This is a genomic window from Serratia sp. JSRIV004 (assembly GCF_019968705.1).
Taxonomy (GTDB): Bacteria; Pseudomonadota; Gammaproteobacteria; order Enterobacterales; family Enterobacteriaceae; genus Chania; species Chania fonticola_B.
Genome location: NZ_CP074140.1, coordinates 1,394,430 through 1,410,660, shown reverse-complemented (window position 1 = coordinate 1,410,660; position 16,231 = coordinate 1,394,430). Strand labels below are relative to the sequence as shown.

The window sequence follows — 16,231 nt, the reverse complement described above, 5'->3', positions numbered from 1 at the left end:
TTTAACGCTGGGCCCAATAACTCAGTTGAAAAAACTATCGGCCCTACCTGTCAGGATTGCGTTTCCTTGTTAGCCAGATTGCCGCTAATTTCATTCATCTGCGACTGTATCAGCGCTGCGCTAACCGGTGGCAGCAGGAAAGCAAACAGGATTATCAGCCAGGTCTTATACCTTGCTTGTTGCCCATGGCTTTCAATTATCGCCCGAAGAGTATCGTTTAGCGTGGAGAAAATTGCTGGCGTGACAATAGGCACAACAAAAGCCGACCACCCAGCCCCTCTAGGGGTTAGTAGTGTCGCAGATTGGCTATAGTTTCTCATTTCCGCATGTATTTTTACCAACCAATAAATATTGTAAAACGGCACAAAATACAGCAGGAAGGTAATTCCAGGTTCGCGGTATGTCGGCGCAAGAGGAGCAGCCTGCCGTACCGGTGGCGCCACATTAAATAACTGTGGTTTCATCGGCATCAACAACAATGTGCCAATGATCGCCGGTGTCGCTAATACTGCAAAAAAGTATGTTGGATTACCAAGCAACAGATCCATATCAAAAACCCATCCTGCCAGAGGCGCAATGGATAAATTATTCAACAACTTCAATGTTGCCATCAACCCAAATGCCAAGACATAAGTTTCTGTACTGCCGACTGCACCAGCAATAAATGCAGGGATGATCAGTATGATAGCCCCTATCCCCAGCCCTATCAGCATCTCTCCGGCCATCAGCGCAACAACGTTTTCCACATTGAAACAGAATAATGCTATACCCAGTAAATAGAAGGCACTAAACAGGTACAGTAAATAGTAGCTTTTCATCCGGCTGGCTATCCAGGCCAGAATCACACCAAATAAAAAACCGGCCTGTTGGAATGAAAATGCGACGCCAATCGTTGAATAGGACAAACCTGAACTTTGCTTCATATAAAGCGCCGAATATATGCTCAAGATATATTGACTCGAAGCAATAAAAACAAAATAAAAAACCAGCCCCCAAAATCGATAGCTACTGTGTAAATCGGCCCACGTCCATTTTGTTGCGGACGCCTGGTGATTCTTTTCCATTGTTCCTGCTTCCCTGTAAGGATATAACCCAAAAAAATAAGCGTTGATTGTACCTAGGCTAGTGCTTTAAACATACTCGTTTTTTACCTCACCACGTCAGTACCAACTGCCGCTCCAACTGAGGATCGAGCAGCGTTACGTGTAGGCCAACCAGGCGCACACCTCGCCCTTCCCGCCGCTCCTGCCATGCCTGGCGGGCCACGTTAAGCAAATCCTCAATATTGAGCACCGGCCAAACGTGCTCCTGGGTGGTTTGCTGGAAATCCTGGAACTTCAGCTTCACTCCCTGGCGGGCGATATGCAGATCTGGTTTGACCTTGCGCAGCCGCATTTCCAGCTCGGGGTAGAGCTTTTCAACGATCAACGCCTCGCAATCTTCCCACTCATGAATATCGGCCACCAACGTTCGCTCAACCCCTACCGATTTGCGTAAACGATCGGGAGACACCTCACGCTCATCGATACCCTGGCAGCGTTCCCACAGCACCCGGCCAAACTTGCCGAAGCGCTTTAACAAATCGGCCAGATTATAGTTCTGCACATCGGCGCAGGTGATTAGCCCCACCTCTTCCAACCGTTTGGCGGTGACCTTGCCCACGCCGGGGATTTTACTTAGCGGCAGCTGCTGCAAGAAAGCGGGTACCTGCGCCGGTGTGATGACATATTGGCCGTTTGGCTTGTTCAACTCGGAGGCTATCTTGGCGAGGAATTTGATCGGGGCAATGCCTGCCGAGGCGGTCAGGTTCAATTCAGCAGCAATTTCCTGGCGGATCTGTTGGGCAATCAGGGTGGCGGAGCCGTTGCATTGGGTGCTGTTGGTCACGTCCAGATAGGCTTCATCCAGAGAGAGCGGTTCTATCAGCGGGGTATAGCGGGCAAAGATTTCACGGATATGCAGCGAGGCTTCTTTATAGGCCGCCATGCGGCCCGGTAATAGCGTCAAGTGCGGGCACAGCTTGAGCGCCGTGGCGGTGGGCATAGCGCTATGCACGCCATAACGGCGCGCCGGGTAGTTGGCGGTGCTGATCACACCACGCCGATCGGCGCTGGCACCGATAGCCAGCGGGATATCGCGCAGGCTGGGGTTGTCGCGCATTTCTACCGCTGCGAAGAAGCAGTCCATATCGACATGAATGATTTTACGCATCGCGCCTCCAATAACACTGTATAAGTATACAGCCAATTATTAAAAGCTCAATATGGAGAGTGTAGACTAGTGACGCCCCTCACCCTAACCCTCTCCCACAGGGAGAGCAGCTGTGTTTAAAGTCAACGGGTGATGATTAATTTGTCACCCATTTTTTATTATCCCGCAGCATCGCATTCAGGATGGTTAGCAGCTTTCTCACGCAGGCGGTCACCGCCACCTTGAACGGTTTTCCACGCCCTGTCAGGCGCTCGTAAAACTCCCGGATTGTCGGGTTGTACCGCACCGCTGACAAGGTCGCCATGTATAGCGCTGAACGCACCGCGCTTCGCCCTCCCCAGATACTTCGCTTCCCTTTCATTTTTCCACTGTCATGGGCATAGGGACACACGCCAACCAACGCGCTTATTTTGTGCCGATTCAGCCTCCCCAGCTCCGGCAACATCGCAAGAAGCACCGCCATCGTTGTCGGCCCGATACCTTTGACTTCCTCCAACAACGTCGCCTTTTCCCGCCACAGAGGCATCACTTTTATTTGCCTGTCGATATCGTCATCTGCATCCCGGATTTCAGCGGTCAGCCAGTCGATATGCCGCTTGATGCCCGCTGAGACCACCACGTCATCGCAGCTTTTATAGCGGTTTATCTCCATGGTCCTGTTATCGACCAGTTGGCGACGGCGGGTCACCATCCCGGCCAGACGCTGCGTCTGTTCATCCGGTGTGGGGCGGGCTTCGGGCTCCATTCTCCGGCCAAACTCGCAGATGATACGCGCATCATTCGGGTCGGTTTTGTACAGGGTCCCTAGCGCACGAGCGAAGTTTTTTACCTGGCGTGGATTGACCACGGCCACGGGTAACCCAGCCAACTCAAGCGTGGCGGCCAGTAATGAGTGATATCGGCCTGTCGCCTCCATCACGACAAGCTTGACGGTGATGGCAGAGAGCGAACTCAGCAACTGCTGATGGCCTTCCGGTGTGTTATCCAGATGCAGAAGCTGCCGAGTTGGGTCGATGTATACGTCAAAAGTGTCTTTGGCAATGTCGATACCGACGGTTGCATGTTCAGTCATTTCAAGTCTCCCGGCCTTGTAAGATACGGGCTGGCTGATGCCGCCCTGGCAGCTGTTCGGGTTAACAGGAAAACTGACGCCACGCCATAAGCTCTCCCACGGGCTTGTTGTCCCAGAGGGGAATCGGGCTGTAGCGTCAGGTACAACTCGGTTAAAGTCTACCCGCCTTTGGGCGGGTAATTAAAGTACCTTAAACATACAAGGGGACCGAACGTGCCACAAATTAGCTCCCGCACCTGACCGCAACTCCGGACTAGCCCCCCTCCCCCCAAACAAGTGTTCATGAGGTACTCGGTATGTACATTGGGAGAGGGTTGGGGTGAGGGGCTGTGCAGCGCCCCTACATGGAAAACCAGTGTGGCTAGAGAATTCGGTGTTTTTCCAGCATCTCGCGGCGTTGCGCTTCCTTCGCCATACGCTTTTTGCGCGCATCGCAAGGCTCCGGGCAGTCGCAGACCTTCTCCACCCCCAGCGCGGTAATGCCGCCACAGCTGCCCTGCAAGGTTTTGCGCTTGAACACATAGCCCAACGACATTCCGCCAACTACCAGCAGAAACAGCACAAAGGATGCAGCGAACATCGTCAACATAACGTCTACCCTTTCTTCAGATAGGGTTTGAACGCGTCGGAATAGCGCTCCTCAAACCCCTTGGCGGTTTTCACGATCATAAACACCGGGATCCCCAGCAGGTTGGCCAGTGCCATACCCCGCTCCGGCCCCATCACGTTTAACCCGGTAGAAAGCCCGTCCGCCGTCATACACAGCGGGCTGATCACCGTGATCGACACTAAGTTGTGGCGGATCGGTTTACCGGTGAGCGGGTCGATAGTATGAGAATAGCGCACTCCGTCCTGCTCGAAGTAGTTTCGGTAATCCCCGGAGGTCGCCATCGCCATCTCACCCGGTGAGATCACCAGTTGCGCCTGCTGCTCCCCCCCGGCGGTTGGCCGTTCGATAGCAATGCGCCAAGGCTTCTTCTCACCGTTATGGCCACGGGTACGAACCTCCCCGCCAATATCAACCATGTAGTTTTTGACGTGCTGCGATTGCAGGTACTGGGCAATCACATCAACGCCGTAGCCTTTGGCAATGGAAGAGAGGTCGACATAAAGTTCAGGAATGCGCTTGACCAGCGCATTACCTTCCACCGCCAGCTTGTCGATCCCCGTCCAGTTGCGGCGCTGTTCCAACTCGGTGGCGCTCGGCACTTTATCCGACCGCCCTTCCGGGCCAAAACCCCACAGGTTCACCAGCGGCCCGACTGTCACGTCCAGCGCGCCGTCGGTCACACGGTTGATGCGCAGCGCTTCCAGCACCACTTCCGTGGTGGCAGCAGAAACCGGGAAAGGCTTGTCTACTTCCCGGCTGGCGTTAAAGCGGCTCAGCTCGGAATCAGGTTGATAGGTCGACATCTGATCGTTAACCTGCACCAGCCGTTTGTCGATCTCCGCTTGCAGCGTTGCCACCGGGGGCGTTCCGTCCCCAGGGAGATAACTGATCGAGTACGACGTCCCCATGGTTTTGCCACGCAGGTTTTCCTGCTGCGGTTTACAACCGGTCAGCAATACTGCGGTGGCCAGGGCCACCACCATCATCCAAGCCTTCATTCCATCGCCGCCTACAGCTCGCATTTAACCACCAAAGTCATCGAGCATGATGTTTTCATCTTCCACTCCCAAGTCCTTCAGCATCTTGATCACCGCCGCGTTCATCATCGGCGGCCCACACATATAGAATTCACAATCTTCCGGCGCTGGATGGTTACGCAGATAATTTTCCAGCAGGACATTATGAATAAAGCCGGTGTAGCCCGTCCAGTTATCCTCTGGCTGTGGATCGGAGAGCGCCACATGCCAGGTGAAGTTTTCATTCTCTTCTTGCAGGTGGTTAAAGTCGTCCTCATAGAACATCTCACGCAAGGAACGCGCACCGTACCAGAAGGTGATCTTGCGCTTCGACTTCAGGCGCTTCAACTGATCGAAGATGTGTGAACGCATCGGCGCCATACCGGCCCCGCCGCCGATAAAGACCATCTCGGCGTCGGTGTCTTTGGCAAAGAACTCGCCAAACGGCCCGGAGATGGTCACCTTATCCCCCGCCTTCAGCGACCAGATATAGGAAGACATAATGCCCGGCGGCACGTCCGGGTTGCTCGGCGGTGGCGTAGCGATACGCACGTTGAGCATGATGATGCCTTTCTCATCGGGATAGTTGGCCATTGAATAGGCGCGCACCGTCGGCTCTTTGACTACCGAACGGTAGCGGAACAGATTGAATTTATCCCAGTCGCCACGGTATTCCTGCGGCACGTCGAAATCGGCATAGCTGACTTCATGCTCGGGCGCTTCGATCTGGATAAAGCCGCCAGCGCGGAAAGGTACATCTTCCCCATCCGGAATGCGCAGTTTCAGCTCTTTGATAAAGGTGGCTTTGTTATCGTTGGAGATCACCTCGCAGTCCCATTTCTTCACGCCGAAGATCTCTTCCGGCAGCTCGATTTTCAGGTTCTGCTTCACGTTAACCTGGCACGCCAGGCGGCAGCCCTCTTTGGCTTCACGCTTGCTGATATGGGAAAGTTCGGTTGGCAGAATATCGCCGCCGCCCTCTTTGATCACCACCCGGCACTGGCCGCAGGAGCCGCCGCCGCCACAGGCCGAGGAAACAAAAATCCCCTGGCTGGACAGCATGTTCAGCAGCTTGTCCCCCGCTGGGGCGGTAAAACTCTTGTCTTGATCGCCGTTAACCTCAACGGCAATGTCACCGGTGTTCACCAACTTGGATTTGGCAAACAGGATCAGTAACGCCAGCACCATCACGATGCAGGTAAACATCACCACGCCTAAAATAATTTCCATAAATGCTTCCTGCCTTTACAACTGGACGCCGGAGAACGACATAAAGCCCAATGCCATCAATCCGGTGGTAATAAAGGTAATGCCCAGGCCACGCAACCCGGCTGGCACATCGGCATACTTCAGTTTTTCACGGATCCCCGCCATGGCAACAATCGCCAACATCCAGCCAGTGCCGGAGCCAAAGCCGTACACCACGGATTCCATAAAGTTGTAATCACGCTGGACCATGAACGACACGCCGCCGAAAATGGCACAGTTCACCGTGATCAACGGCAGGAAGATCCCCAAGGCGTTGTAGAGCGCCGGGAAGAAGCGATCGAGGATCATCTCCAGGATCTGCACCAGCGCCGCAATCACGCCGATAAAGGTAATGAAGTTGAGGAAGCTCAGATCGACGCCTTCCACCAGCGCCCCATCACGCAGGATCAGGTTATAAACCAGGTTGTTGACGGGTACCGAGATGCCAAGGACCAGCGTCACGGCAATCCCCAAGCCAAACGAGGTGGAGACCTTCTTCGACACCGCCAGGAAGGTACACATCCCCAGGAAGAACGCCAGCGCCATGTTCTCAACGAACACCGCACGCACAAACAGGCTGATATAGTGAGCCATCGGCGGTTACTCCTTTTCTATCTGCGCTGGCTTGAGGGAACGCAGTCCCCAAATCAGCAGGCCGATGATAAAGAACGCACTCGGCGCCAGCAGGAACAGGCCGTTGGGCTGATACCAGCCGCCGTTCTGCACCGTTTCCAGCACCGTAATGCCAAACAGCTTGCCCGAGCCCACCAACTCACGCAGGAAGCCCACCAGGATCAGGATCACGCCGTAGCCCAGCCCGTTGCCGATACCGTCCATAAAGCTCTCAATCGGTGGCGACTTCATGGCGTACGCCTCGGCGCGGCCCATCACGATACAGTTGGTGATGATCAGCCCGACGAACACCGAAAGCTGTTTGGAGATTTCAAACGCATAGGCACGCAGCAACTGATCGACCACGATCACCAGCGAGGCGATGATCGTCATCTGCACGATGATGCGCACGCTGTTGGGGATATGGTGGCGGATCAGCGAAATAAAGAAGCTGGAAAACGCGGTGACCAAGGTGACCGCAATCGTCATCACCACCGCCGTTTCCAGCTTGGTGGTCACCGCCAGCGCCGAACAGACGCCAAGCACCTGCAGCGCGATCGGGTTATTGTCAAACAGCGGCCCCAGCAGGACCCGTTTAACCTCTTTGGAATCAGCCATTTTTCAGCGCTCCTTCACGAACTTTCTGCAGGAATGGGCCAAAGCCGTGCTCGCCCAACCAGAAATTAAACGTATGCTGTACGCCGTTAGCGGTCAGCGTCGCGCCGGACAGGCCATCCACACCGTGGATATCCCCTTGCCGCGCTCCGCCCTTCACAATGCGGATTGCCGGGTTGCCGTTGTCATCAAACAGCTGCTTGCCAATCCACTGTGCACGCCAGTTGGCGTTCTGGATCTCACCGCCCAGCCCCGGGGTTTCACCATGCTGATAGAAACTCAGCCCGCGCACCGTATTGCCATCAGCATCCAGCGCGACAAAGGCGTACATCATCGACCATAGGCCAGTGCCGTAAACCGGCAACACAATCTTGTCCACCGCTCCGCTTTCGTCGCGCACCAGGTAGATTTCCGCCTGATTGCTACGGCGGCGGATACCGGCCAGATCCTGCTCGGCGGTCAACGCCCGACTCTTGGCATCGCTGCGTAGCGCGGCGGCCAGATCGAAGGTGCCCGCATCGCCAGGCACAAACTCACCGCTGTCCAGATCCAGCAAACGCGGTTCGATGCGCTTGCTAAAGGTGGCTTTCACCTGTTCGCCAGTCATCCCCGGTTGCAGTAAACCGGCTACGTCCAGGATATTGCGCTGCTTATCCAGCAACCGCTGTTCCTGCTGTCTGGATTGCAACCCAACGGCGGAACCCGCGACCACCACAGAACACACCAGACACAGCAGCAGCACTACCAGCAGCGTTTTGCCAATGCTGTCATTTTTAGATTCATTCGCCACGTGCTTTTCTCCGCTTGATGTTAGCCTGCACCACCAGGTAATCGAACAGCGGTGCGAACAGGTTGGCGAACAGGATCGCCAGCATCATGCCTTCCGGATAGGCCGGGTTGACCACCCGTATCAGCACGCACATCACGCCGATCAGGATGCCGTACCACCACTTCCCTTTGTTGGTAAACGAGGCGGAAACCGGGTCGGTAGCCATAAACACCATACCGAAGGCAAAACCGCCCAGTACCAGATGCCAGTACCAAGGCATGGCAAACATCGGGTTGGTGGTTGAGCCAATGGCATTGAACAGATACGCAGTGGCGATCATGCCAATCATCACGCCAGCCACGATGCGCCAGGAAGCGACACGGCCAAACAGGATAATCGCCCCGCCGATCAGGATCATCAGGGTTGAGACTTCCCCAATCGAACCAGGGATGTTACCGATAAAGGCGTCCATCCAACTGATGGATTGTCCGGTGGTGACGTTGGTCAGGCTGTGAGCTCCGCCAGCGCTCCATTGCGCCAACGGTGTCGCACCGGAAAAGCCGTCTGCTGCGGTCCACACCAGATCGCCAGAAATCTGCGCCGGATAGGCAAAGAACAGGAAGGCACGCCCCGCTAAAGCCGGGTTGAGGAAGTTACGCCCGGTGCCGCCGAAGATCTCCTTGGCGACTACCACACCAAAGCTGATGCCCAGCGCGGCCTGCCATAACGGCAGGGTTGGCGGCACAATCAGGGCAAACAGAATGGAGGTGACGAAGAAGCCTTCGTTGATCTCATGTTTGCGTACCATCGCAAACACCACTTCCCAGAAGCCGCCCACCAGGAATACCACGGCGTAGATTGGCACGAAGTAGGTCGCACCGAGCACCATCTTGCTGATCCAGCCCGCATCCGCGCCGAGCGTTGCCCCAAGCATCTGTGCCAACCGGTAATGCCAGTCCCCCGCCAGCACCTGTTGCAGCTGATCGCCACTGTACAGATGGTGCAATGCAGGAATGGTCTGCTGGCCCACGTTATACATGCCCCAGAACATGGCCGGGAACACCGCCAGCCACACCAGGATCATCATGCGTTTCAGATCGATGGCATCACGTACGTGCGAAGCCCCGCGCGTTACCGTGCCGGGGGTGTAGAACACCGTCGCCGTTGCTTCAAACAGCGGGTACCACTTTTCCAGCTTGCCGCCCGGCGTGAAGTGATGCTCAATCTTGTCAAAAAAATTCTTCAGGCCCATCGGTTATCCTTCCTGCTCAATCTTGGTCAGCACTTCGCGCAGCACCGGGCCATATTCATACTTGCCGGGGCAAACGAAGGTACACAACGCCAGATCTTCTTCATCCAGCTCCAGACAGCCCAGCGCCTGGGCACTGTCCGTATCGCCCGCCAGCAGATCGCGCAGCAGATGCGTCGGCAGAATATCCAGCGGCATCACCCGCTCATAATTGCCGATCGGCACCATCGAACGCTCACCGCCGTTGGTGGTGGTCGAGAAAGCGAACAGCTTGTGCTTGAGGAAATGGCCCAGCGTGGTACGAGTGATGGAGAACTTGTCCGATGCCGGAGCAATCCAGCCGAACAGCTCTTTCTCCCGGCCTTCCAGCAACACCGAAACCTGGTTGTGGAAACGGCCAAGCCAGGCACTCGGGCCGCTGGCATGGAAGCCGCTCAGCACCGAGCCGGAAATCACCCGGTTCTCACCGGCCTTCAGGCGGCCCGCCGTCAGTTGATCCAGGCTAGCCCCTAAACGGGTGCGCAGCAGCACCGGTTGTTCCACCTGTGGCCCCGCCAAGGCGACCACGCGCTGGGTATCCAGTTTGCCGGTAGTAAACAGGGTGCCGATGGCGATCACGTCCTGATAACCGATATGCCAAACGGTTTTCTTCAGGCTGACCGGCTCCAGGAAGTGAATATGCGTGCCCACCAACCCCGCAGGGTGCGGGCCAGCAAACTCGTTGTAATCAATCTGCGCGCCGGCAGCCGTATCCAGCCGAGTACCCGCTGCGTGGCAGACGTGCACCTTGCCGTCTGTCAGGCGTGCCAATACCGTCAGCCCGGCATTGAATGCCGCCAATTGCTCGTTGATGATCACCAACGGATCCGCTGCCAGCGGCTGAGTATCGATAGCGCTGACGAAAATAGCGCGCGGTGAAGTGCCAGGCCGGGGGGTTCTGCTAAATGGGCGAGTACGCAGTGCGGTCCACAGGCCACTGGCGATCAGATCGCTTTCAACCTGTTGGCGCTCCAGCATCGGCAAATCGGCCTGCTGATAATAGGCCAGTTCCACCTGCTCTTCGCCGCCGTTGTCGATGTCAATCACCACCGATTGCAGCATGCGGCGTTCGCCGCGATTGATAGCGGCGATCTGCCCGCTGGCCGGTGCCGTGAAGAAAACCCCAGGGATCTTCTTATCTTCAAACAGCGCCTGGCCTTTTTTAACACGATCGCCAACCTGTACCAACATGGAGGGGCGCATACCAACATATTCCTGGCCGAGCAGCGCCACTTGCGTGACCGCTGGGCCATCCTGGATCGCCTGCGAAGGGGCCCCAGCTATTGGCAGATCTAACCCTTTTTTTATTTTGATCATAGGATTTTTACGATGTTTTGAATTTTTACACGCCCAACCAACCCAGAGGCCGGCACAAAGCATGCAGGATGATGAGGTGACCCAAGCCCCCTCCGGATGAACACGATGACCTCATGCCCAACTTGAAATATTCACACTGACCGCCGACATCAAGGTCAATGATTAAGCCAATACTGCAAAATGTTAAAACATTGCTATCAACGATGGTGGAATTGTTGCTATTTCACACAATATCCCCGTACTGATCACCGATTAATAACGCTGCAGCATGGGTAAGATATTAACATTTTCGACGGAATTTTTCCGTGCTATCTAGTGACCTGAGTCGAGGAAATGCAATTAAACAGCTGTTATACCTTGACACTACTCGTTAAAAACGTGGGTTCATTTCACTTTTACCGAAGATTGTAGTTTTTTTATACACTTCGCATATTGCTAAAAAACAACACGCTGGTAATCTGACGGGGTTAAATACGACATCTCGTCAGTGGCATGCTGGCTACGTTCTCTACACCAGCAAATAAATATAAGCAGGATAAATTAAGAATGAGCAAAATCGCGCTGTTGTTTGCGATGCTATTTTGTACGCCGCTGATCACGGCGTGCAGCGCCAGTGAGCCAGCCCCGGCTCCCCAGTCCCCTTTGGTTGCACAGCAGTTATTAGGTTCACCGGTCTATATCCAGATATTCAAAGAAGAACGCAAGCTGGAGTTGTACGCCAAGATGGGTAACGAATTCCGTCTGGTGAATAGCTTTCCTATCTGTAACTTCTCCGGAGGGCTTGGTCCGAAGCGCCGTGAAGGGGATTTTAAAAGCCCCGAAGGCTTTTATAGCGTCGACACCCGCCATCTGAAACCAGACAGCAAATATTATCGCGCCATCAATATCGGTTTCCCGAATGATTACGATAGAGCGCAGGGATATTCCGGTGCCTATCTGATGATCCACGGGGAATGCAAATCGATTGGTTGCTACGCGATGACCAACACCTATATGGACGATATCTATCGTTACGTTGAGGCGGCGTTTGCCCATGGGCAAAGCCGGGTGGACATCAGCATTTATCCGTTCCGCATGACCGAACAGAATCTGCAACGCCACCGTTCTTCTACCTACATCAGCTTCTGGCGTCAGTTGAAACCGGGTTATGACTACTTCGTCAAAAACCGTCAGCCGCCGCTGGTTAGCGTAGCCAACGGCCAATATGTGTTGGCACAGCCGGTGATTGGCAGCGGTCAGCCAACGCAGTACGCCTCAACGATTGAGACCAGCAATAACCCGTTCGCCCGCAGCCAACCGCTCACCGTAGTGAAATAACGCAAACTCGCCTGGTGCAATCTTGTGCCAGGTTTCATTGCCCGTCAGCGGTTGAGTCGCAATGACCGTGACCACGTCATCCGGCGTGGTCTGCCGCTGAAAATCAATCTCTACGTCCTGATCGAGCAAGGTGGCTTTGCCAAACGGTGCTCGCCGGGTGATCCAGTAAAGGTTGGTGGAGCAATAGGCCATCACAAAGCGCCCATCTGACAACAGCATATTAAATACCCCTTTCTCTCTGAGCCGGTCGGCCAATAACGCGATATAGCGAAATACGGCTGGCCAGTTGCTGGGAGTGCGTGGGTATTTCAGTGCCAGCTGGTGTAACAGCCAGCAGAAGGCATATTCACTGTCGGTCTGCCCTACCGGGCGGAAGTTGCCGGTCGCCAGTTGGCGATAGCCTTTCAGTTGCCCATTGTGAGCGTAAGTCCAGTTGCGGCCCCACAGCTCACGGGTAAAGGGATGGGTATTTTCCAGCGCCACTTCACCGCGATTAGCCTGGCGGATGTGGGAGACCACGGCACAGGACTTGATCGGGTATTCCTGCACCAGGCGGGCAATAGGTGAATTAAAGCTGGGTTGGGGATCCTTGAATGTGCGACAACCGTTGCCTTCATAGAAGGTAATGCCCCAGCCATCTTTATGTGGCCCGGTTCGGCCACCGCGCTGTACCAGCCCGGTAAAGCTAAAGCAGATGTCGGTTGGTACGTTGGCGCTCATCCCGAGCAGTTCACACATCGATTGCCACCCCTTGAGGACTACTGACATTGGTATAAGGGCGCAGCTTTAAGCCACGCCCTAGATTTAATGCTGATCTCGCTATTAAGCCTTAACCATCTCTTTTTCGATCAACAGGATCAAGATGTGGATCGCTTTGATATGGATTTCCTGGATACGGTCGGCGTAGCCAAAGTGCGGTACGCGGATTTCCACGTCGGCGCTACCGGCCATTTTGCCACCGTCTTTGCCGGTCAGGGTGATCACTTTCATCCCCTTGGCACGGGCTGCTTCAATGGCTTTGATGATGTTGCCAGAGTTGCCGGAGGTGGAGATCCCCAACAGCACGTCGCCTTCGCGGCCTACGGATTCCACATAGCGGGAAAACACGTATTCATAGCCAAAATCATTGCTGACGCAGGACAGGTGGCTAACGTCAGAAATCGCGATGGCCGGATAGCCCGGGCGATTCTCACGGTAGCGGCCAGTCAGCTCTTCTGCGAAGTGCATCGCATCACAATGCGAGCCACCGTTACCGCAGGAAATCACTTTCCCGCCGGCTTTAAAGGAGTCCGCCAGCAGCACTGCCGCGCGTTGGATAGTATCAATGTTGGCGTCATCGCTGAGGAATTTCGCCAGAGTATCAGCCGCTTCATTCAGTTCACTGCGAATTAAATCGTGGTACATAGAGATCGCCTCAAGTTGTGCGGTGGCATCGTCAATCTTTCGTCTTGCAGTGTAACGGATTGCAGAAAAACCTAGAAGCGTTGCGAAGCAAACAGCGCTAGTGTGAACCGACCCGGCGATTTTTTGACAATTGATGCTGTCAGTTTGTGACTTAAGTTGTAATTAAAGTGTAAATACATTGATAAAAAAATGGGTATGGACTAAAACCATTAGATATACACAACAGGTCAGACCTCTTACTACTTCGGAGCTTCTTATGATGGTTCTTAGTATCGTTGTTCTACTCGCGCTCATTGGTGTGGTGTTTTATCACCGAGTGAACCTGGCTCTCAGCAGTCTGCTGCTGTTGGCCTTTACTGCGGCCATGGGCGCTATCGGCCTCTGGACCTACTGGATGCTGGTACCGCTGGCAATCGTGCTGCTGCCGCTGAACATCGTTTCGCTGCGCCGCTCGCTGCTTTCTGCCCCTGCACTGCGCGCTTTCCGCAAAGTGATGCCGCCAATGTCCACCACGGAAAAAGAAGCCATCGACGCCGGGACCACCTGGTGGGAAGGCGATCTGTTCCGCGGCCAACCGGATTGGAACAAGCTGCACAACTATCCGCAGCCTAAGCTGACGGAAGAAGAGCAAGCCTTTATCGACGGCCCGGTAGAAGAAGCCTGCCGCATGGCCAATGACTTCGAGATCACCCACGAACTGGCCGATCTGCCGCCGGAGCTGTGGGCCTATCTGAAAGAGCACCGCTTCTTTGCGATGATCATCAAGAAAGAGTACGGCGGGCTGGAATTCTCCCCTTATGCTCAGGCCCGCGTCCTGCAAAAACTGGCGGGTGTCTCAGGTATTCTGGCGATCACCGTCGGCGTGCCTAACTCCCTCGGCCCAGGCGAACTGCTGCAACATTACGGCACTGAAGAACAGAAAGATCACTATCTGCCAGGCCTGGCGCGCGGCGACGAAATTCCTTGTTTCGCCCTGACCAGCCCAGAAGCAGGTTCCGACGCTGGGGCCATCCCGGACGTAGGCACCGTGTGCATGGGCGAATGGCAAGGCAAGCAGGTGCTGGGCATGCGCCTGACCTGGAACAAGCGCTACATTACCCTGGCGCCGATTGCCACCGTACTGGGGCTGGCCTTCAAGCTGCATGACCCAAGCCGCCTGCTGAGCGATAACGAATCCCCCGGGATCACCTGTGCGTTGATCCCAACCAACACCCCAGGGGTAGAGATCGGTAACCGTCACTTCCCGCTCAACGTGCCGTTCCAGAATGGCCCAACCCGCGGCAACGACGTGTTCGTGCCGATCGATTACATCATTGGCGGGCCAAAAATGGCCGGTCAAGGCTGGCGGATGCTGGTTGAATGCCTGTCGGTTGGCCGTGGTATCACACTGCCGTCCAACTCCACCGGCAGCCTGAAATCGGTGGCTTTGGCGACCGGTGCTTACGCCCATATTCGCCGCCAGTTCAAAATCTCTATCGGTAAGATGGAAGGGATTGAAGAACCACTGGCACGTATTGCCGGTAACACCTACGTAATGGATGCAGCCGCCTCGCTGATCACCTATGCGTTGATGCAGGGCGAAAAACCTGCGGTGCTGTCTGCCATCGTGAAATACCATTGTACCCACCGTGGCCAGCAGGCCATCATTGATGCGATGGATATCACCGGCGGTAAAGGCATCATGCTGGGCGAAGCCAACTTCCTGGCCCGTGCCTACCAGGGCGCGCCAATCGCCATCACGGTAGAAGGTGCCAATATCCTGACCCGTACCATGATGATCTTCGGCCAGGGCGCGATCCGCTGCCATCCTTATGTACTGACCGAAATGGCCGCCGCCCAGAACAACGATCTGCACAGCTTCGACCAGGCGCTGTTTGGCCACCTCGGCCACGTCGGCAGCAGCAAAATGCGCAGCCTGTGGCTTGGCCTGACCAATGGCCGCACCAGCAGCACGCCAACCAAAGATGCTACACGCCGCTACTATCAGCAGCTCAACCGTCTGAGCGCCAACCTGGCGTTGCTGTCTGACGTTTCCATGGGCGTGCTGGGCGGTAGCCTGAAGCGCCGCGAGCGTATCTCTGCCCGTCTGGGTGACGTGCTGAGCCAGATGTACCTGGCCTCGGCCACGCTGAAACGTTTTGAAGATGAAGGGCGTCAGAAAGAAGATCTGCCATTGGTTCACTGGGGCGTGCAAGACAGCCTGAACCAGGCAGAGCAAGCGCTGGACGATTTGCTGCGCAACTTCCCTAACCGCTTTATCGCCGGGGTGATGCGCCTGGTGGTGTTCCCATTCGGTCGCGTGCATACCGCACCTTCGGATAAGCTGGACCATCAGTTGGCGAAGATTATCCAACAGCCTTCTGCCACCCGTAGCCGCCTTGGCCGTGGCCAATACCTGACGCCAAGCGAGCATAACCCGGTTGGCCTGCTGGAAGCCGCGCTGCTGGACGTGATAGCCGCAGAACCTATCCACCAGCGCCTGTGCAAGCAAGCGGGTAAGAACCTGCCGTTCACCCGTCTGGATCGTCTGGCACAGCGTGCACTGGATGAAGGCAAAATCAGCGCCGACGAAGCCAAGATCCTGGTGAAAGCGGAAGAGAGCCGTCTGCGTTCAATCAACGTTGATGACTTTGCGCCAGACGCGCTGGCGGCGCAGCAGCCGGTAAAGCCCGTAAAGCTGGAAAAACGCCAGAAGCAGACTGAAGCTGCATAACGTTCAGCGGCCGTAAATGCCAAAGGGGCGATACCGTTA

At 55.3% G+C, this 16,231-nt stretch carries 15 protein-coding genes; 2 read left to right on the top strand and 13 right to left on the bottom strand.

Annotated features, from left to right (window positions below; translation table 11 throughout):
- Nucleotides 1–50: 50 nt before the first annotated feature.
- From KGP21_RS06540 to KGP21_RS06490, 11 genes are all read right to left on the bottom strand, one after another.
- The gene (locus KGP21_RS06540; RefSeq protein ID WP_021805590.1) at nucleotides 51–1,064 is read right to left on the bottom strand and encodes an MFS transporter; all 1,014 of its coding nucleotides are present in this window, start codon (nucleotides 1,062–1,064) and stop codon (nucleotides 51–53) included.
- 88 nt (nucleotides 1,065–1,152) lie between these two features.
- Entirely contained in the window at nucleotides 1,153–2,211 is a 1,059-nt protein-coding gene (dinB, locus tag KGP21_RS06535) for a DNA polymerase IV (protein ID WP_021805591.1), read from the bottom strand.
- A 136-nt stretch (nucleotides 2,212–2,347) separates the two neighbouring features.
- Entirely contained in the window at nucleotides 2,348–3,283 is a 936-nt protein-coding gene (locus tag KGP21_RS06530) for an IS110 family transposase (protein ID WP_059199132.1), read from the bottom strand.
- Nucleotides 3,284–3,644: 361 nt separating this feature from the next.
- Nucleotides 3,645–3,872: a (Na+)-NQR maturation NqrM gene (gene nqrM, locus KGP21_RS06525; protein ID WP_021805592.1), complete on the bottom strand. Its 228-nt coding sequence runs from the start codon at nucleotides 3,870–3,872 to the stop codon at nucleotides 3,645–3,647.
- A 5-nt stretch (nucleotides 3,873–3,877) separates the two neighbouring features.
- On the bottom strand, nucleotides 3,878–4,891 hold the full coding sequence (locus KGP21_RS06520; protein ID WP_371824844.1) for an FAD:protein FMN transferase: 1,014 nt from the start codon (nucleotides 4,889–4,891) through the stop codon (nucleotides 3,878–3,880).
- 24 nt (nucleotides 4,892–4,915) lie between these two features.
- Nucleotides 4,916–6,139 (bottom strand): NADH:ubiquinone reductase (Na(+)-transporting) subunit F, encoded by a 1,224-nt coding sequence (gene nqrF, locus KGP21_RS06515; RefSeq protein ID WP_021805594.1) that lies wholly within the window; start codon nucleotides 6,137–6,139, stop codon nucleotides 4,916–4,918.
- 15 nt (nucleotides 6,140–6,154) lie between these two features.
- Nucleotides 6,155–6,751 (bottom strand): NADH:ubiquinone reductase (Na(+)-transporting) subunit E, encoded by a 597-nt coding sequence (gene nqrE / locus KGP21_RS06510; protein WP_021181925.1) that lies wholly within the window; start codon nucleotides 6,749–6,751, stop codon nucleotides 6,155–6,157.
- Between the two features lie 6 nt (nucleotides 6,752–6,757).
- Nucleotides 6,758–7,387: an NADH:ubiquinone reductase (Na(+)-transporting) subunit D gene (locus KGP21_RS06505; protein ID WP_021181926.1), complete on the bottom strand. Its 630-nt coding sequence runs from the start codon at nucleotides 7,385–7,387 to the stop codon at nucleotides 6,758–6,760.
- The gene (locus tag KGP21_RS06500; RefSeq protein ID WP_021805596.1) at nucleotides 7,380–8,174 is read right to left on the bottom strand and encodes a Na(+)-translocating NADH-quinone reductase subunit C; all 795 of its coding nucleotides are present in this window, start codon (nucleotides 8,172–8,174) and stop codon (nucleotides 7,380–7,382) included. Before KGP21_RS06500 ends, KGP21_RS06505 begins: the two co-directional genes overlap by 8 nt.
- Nucleotides 8,164–9,405: an NADH:ubiquinone reductase (Na(+)-transporting) subunit B gene (locus KGP21_RS06495; protein WP_021181928.1), complete on the bottom strand. Its 1,242-nt coding sequence runs from the start codon at nucleotides 9,403–9,405 to the stop codon at nucleotides 8,164–8,166. The genes KGP21_RS06500 and KGP21_RS06495 overlap by 11 nt, the downstream gene beginning before the upstream one ends.
- A gap of 3 nt (nucleotides 9,406–9,408) precedes the next feature.
- Nucleotides 9,409–10,758 carry a Na(+)-translocating NADH-quinone reductase subunit A gene (locus KGP21_RS06490; protein ID WP_021805597.1) on the bottom strand — a complete coding sequence of 450 codons (1,350 nt, stop codon included), beginning with the start codon at nucleotides 10,756–10,758 and terminating at the stop codon, nucleotides 9,409–9,411.
- Nucleotides 10,759–11,304: 546 nt separating this feature from the next.
- Between KGP21_RS06490 and dpaA the strand changes: the two genes are divergently transcribed.
- Nucleotides 11,305–12,075 (top strand): peptidoglycan meso-diaminopimelic acid protein amidase, encoded by a 771-nt coding sequence (gene dpaA / locus KGP21_RS06485; protein ID WP_059199928.1) that lies wholly within the window; start codon nucleotides 11,305–11,307, stop codon nucleotides 12,073–12,075.
- On the opposite strand, the gene KGP21_RS06480 is transcribed toward dpaA, so the two are convergent.
- Both KGP21_RS06480 and lpcA read right to left on the bottom strand, forming a co-directional pair.
- Nucleotides 12,013–12,813: a class II glutamine amidotransferase gene (locus KGP21_RS06480; protein ID WP_051363695.1), complete on the bottom strand. Its 801-nt coding sequence runs from the start codon at nucleotides 12,811–12,813 to the stop codon at nucleotides 12,013–12,015. The genes dpaA and KGP21_RS06480 overlap by 63 nt on opposite strands.
- An 84-nt stretch (nucleotides 12,814–12,897) precedes the next feature.
- Nucleotides 12,898–13,479: a D-sedoheptulose 7-phosphate isomerase gene (gene lpcA, locus KGP21_RS06475; protein ID WP_021181931.1), complete on the bottom strand. Its 582-nt coding sequence runs from the start codon at nucleotides 13,477–13,479 to the stop codon at nucleotides 12,898–12,900.
- A gap of 256 nt (nucleotides 13,480–13,735) precedes the next feature.
- On the opposite strand from lpcA, the gene fadE reads away from it, so the two are divergent.
- On the top strand, nucleotides 13,736–16,192 hold the full coding sequence (gene fadE, locus KGP21_RS06470; protein WP_037375284.1) for an acyl-CoA dehydrogenase FadE: 2,457 nt from the start codon (nucleotides 13,736–13,738) through the stop codon (nucleotides 16,190–16,192).
- The last annotated feature ends 39 nt before the right edge of the window (nucleotides 16,193–16,231 follow it).

Excerpts from the sequence above, each read along its gene's own strand:
- KGP21_RS06490 (WP_021805597.1), bottom strand. The coding sequence starts at position 10,758 with ATGATCAAAATAAAAAAAGGGTTAGATCTGCCAATAGCTGGGGCCCCT.
- KGP21_RS06540 (WP_021805590.1), bottom strand. The coding sequence starts at position 1,064 with ATGGAAAAGAATCACCAGGCGTCCGCAACAAAATGGACGTGGGCCGAT.
- KGP21_RS06530 (WP_059199132.1), bottom strand. The coding sequence starts at position 3,283 with ATGACTGAACATGCAACCGTCGGTATCGACATTGCCAAAGACACTTTT.
- dpaA (WP_059199928.1), top strand. The coding sequence starts at position 11,305 with ATGAGCAAAATCGCGCTGTTGTTTGCGATGCTATTTTGTACGCCGCTG.
- nqrM (WP_021805592.1), bottom strand. The coding sequence starts at position 3,872 with ATGTTGACGATGTTCGCTGCATCCTTTGTGCTGTTTCTGCTGGTAGTT.
- KGP21_RS06480 (WP_051363695.1), bottom strand. The coding sequence starts at position 12,813 with ATGTGTGAACTGCTCGGGATGAGCGCCAACGTACCAACCGACATCTGC.
- KGP21_RS06520 (WP_371824844.1), bottom strand. The coding sequence starts at position 4,891 with ATGAAGGCTTGGATGATGGTGGTGGCCCTGGCCACCGCAGTATTGCTG.
- fadE (WP_037375284.1), top strand. The coding sequence starts at position 13,736 with ATGATGGTTCTTAGTATCGTTGTTCTACTCGCGCTCATTGGTGTGGTG.
- dinB (WP_021805591.1), bottom strand. The coding sequence starts at position 2,211 with ATGCGTAAAATCATTCATGTCGATATGGACTGCTTCTTCGCAGCGGTA.
- KGP21_RS06495 (WP_021181928.1), bottom strand. The coding sequence starts at position 9,405 with ATGGGCCTGAAGAATTTTTTTGACAAGATTGAGCATCACTTCACGCCG.
- nqrF (WP_021805594.1), bottom strand. The coding sequence starts at position 6,139 with ATGGAAATTATTTTAGGCGTGGTGATGTTTACCTGCATCGTGATGGTG.
- nqrE (WP_021181925.1), bottom strand. The coding sequence starts at position 6,751 with ATGGCTCACTATATCAGCCTGTTTGTGCGTGCGGTGTTCGTTGAGAAC.
- lpcA (WP_021181931.1), bottom strand. The coding sequence starts at position 13,479 with ATGTACCACGATTTAATTCGCAGTGAACTGAATGAAGCGGCTGATACT.
- KGP21_RS06505 (WP_021181926.1), bottom strand. The coding sequence starts at position 7,387 with ATGGCTGATTCCAAAGAGGTTAAACGGGTCCTGCTGGGGCCGCTGTTT.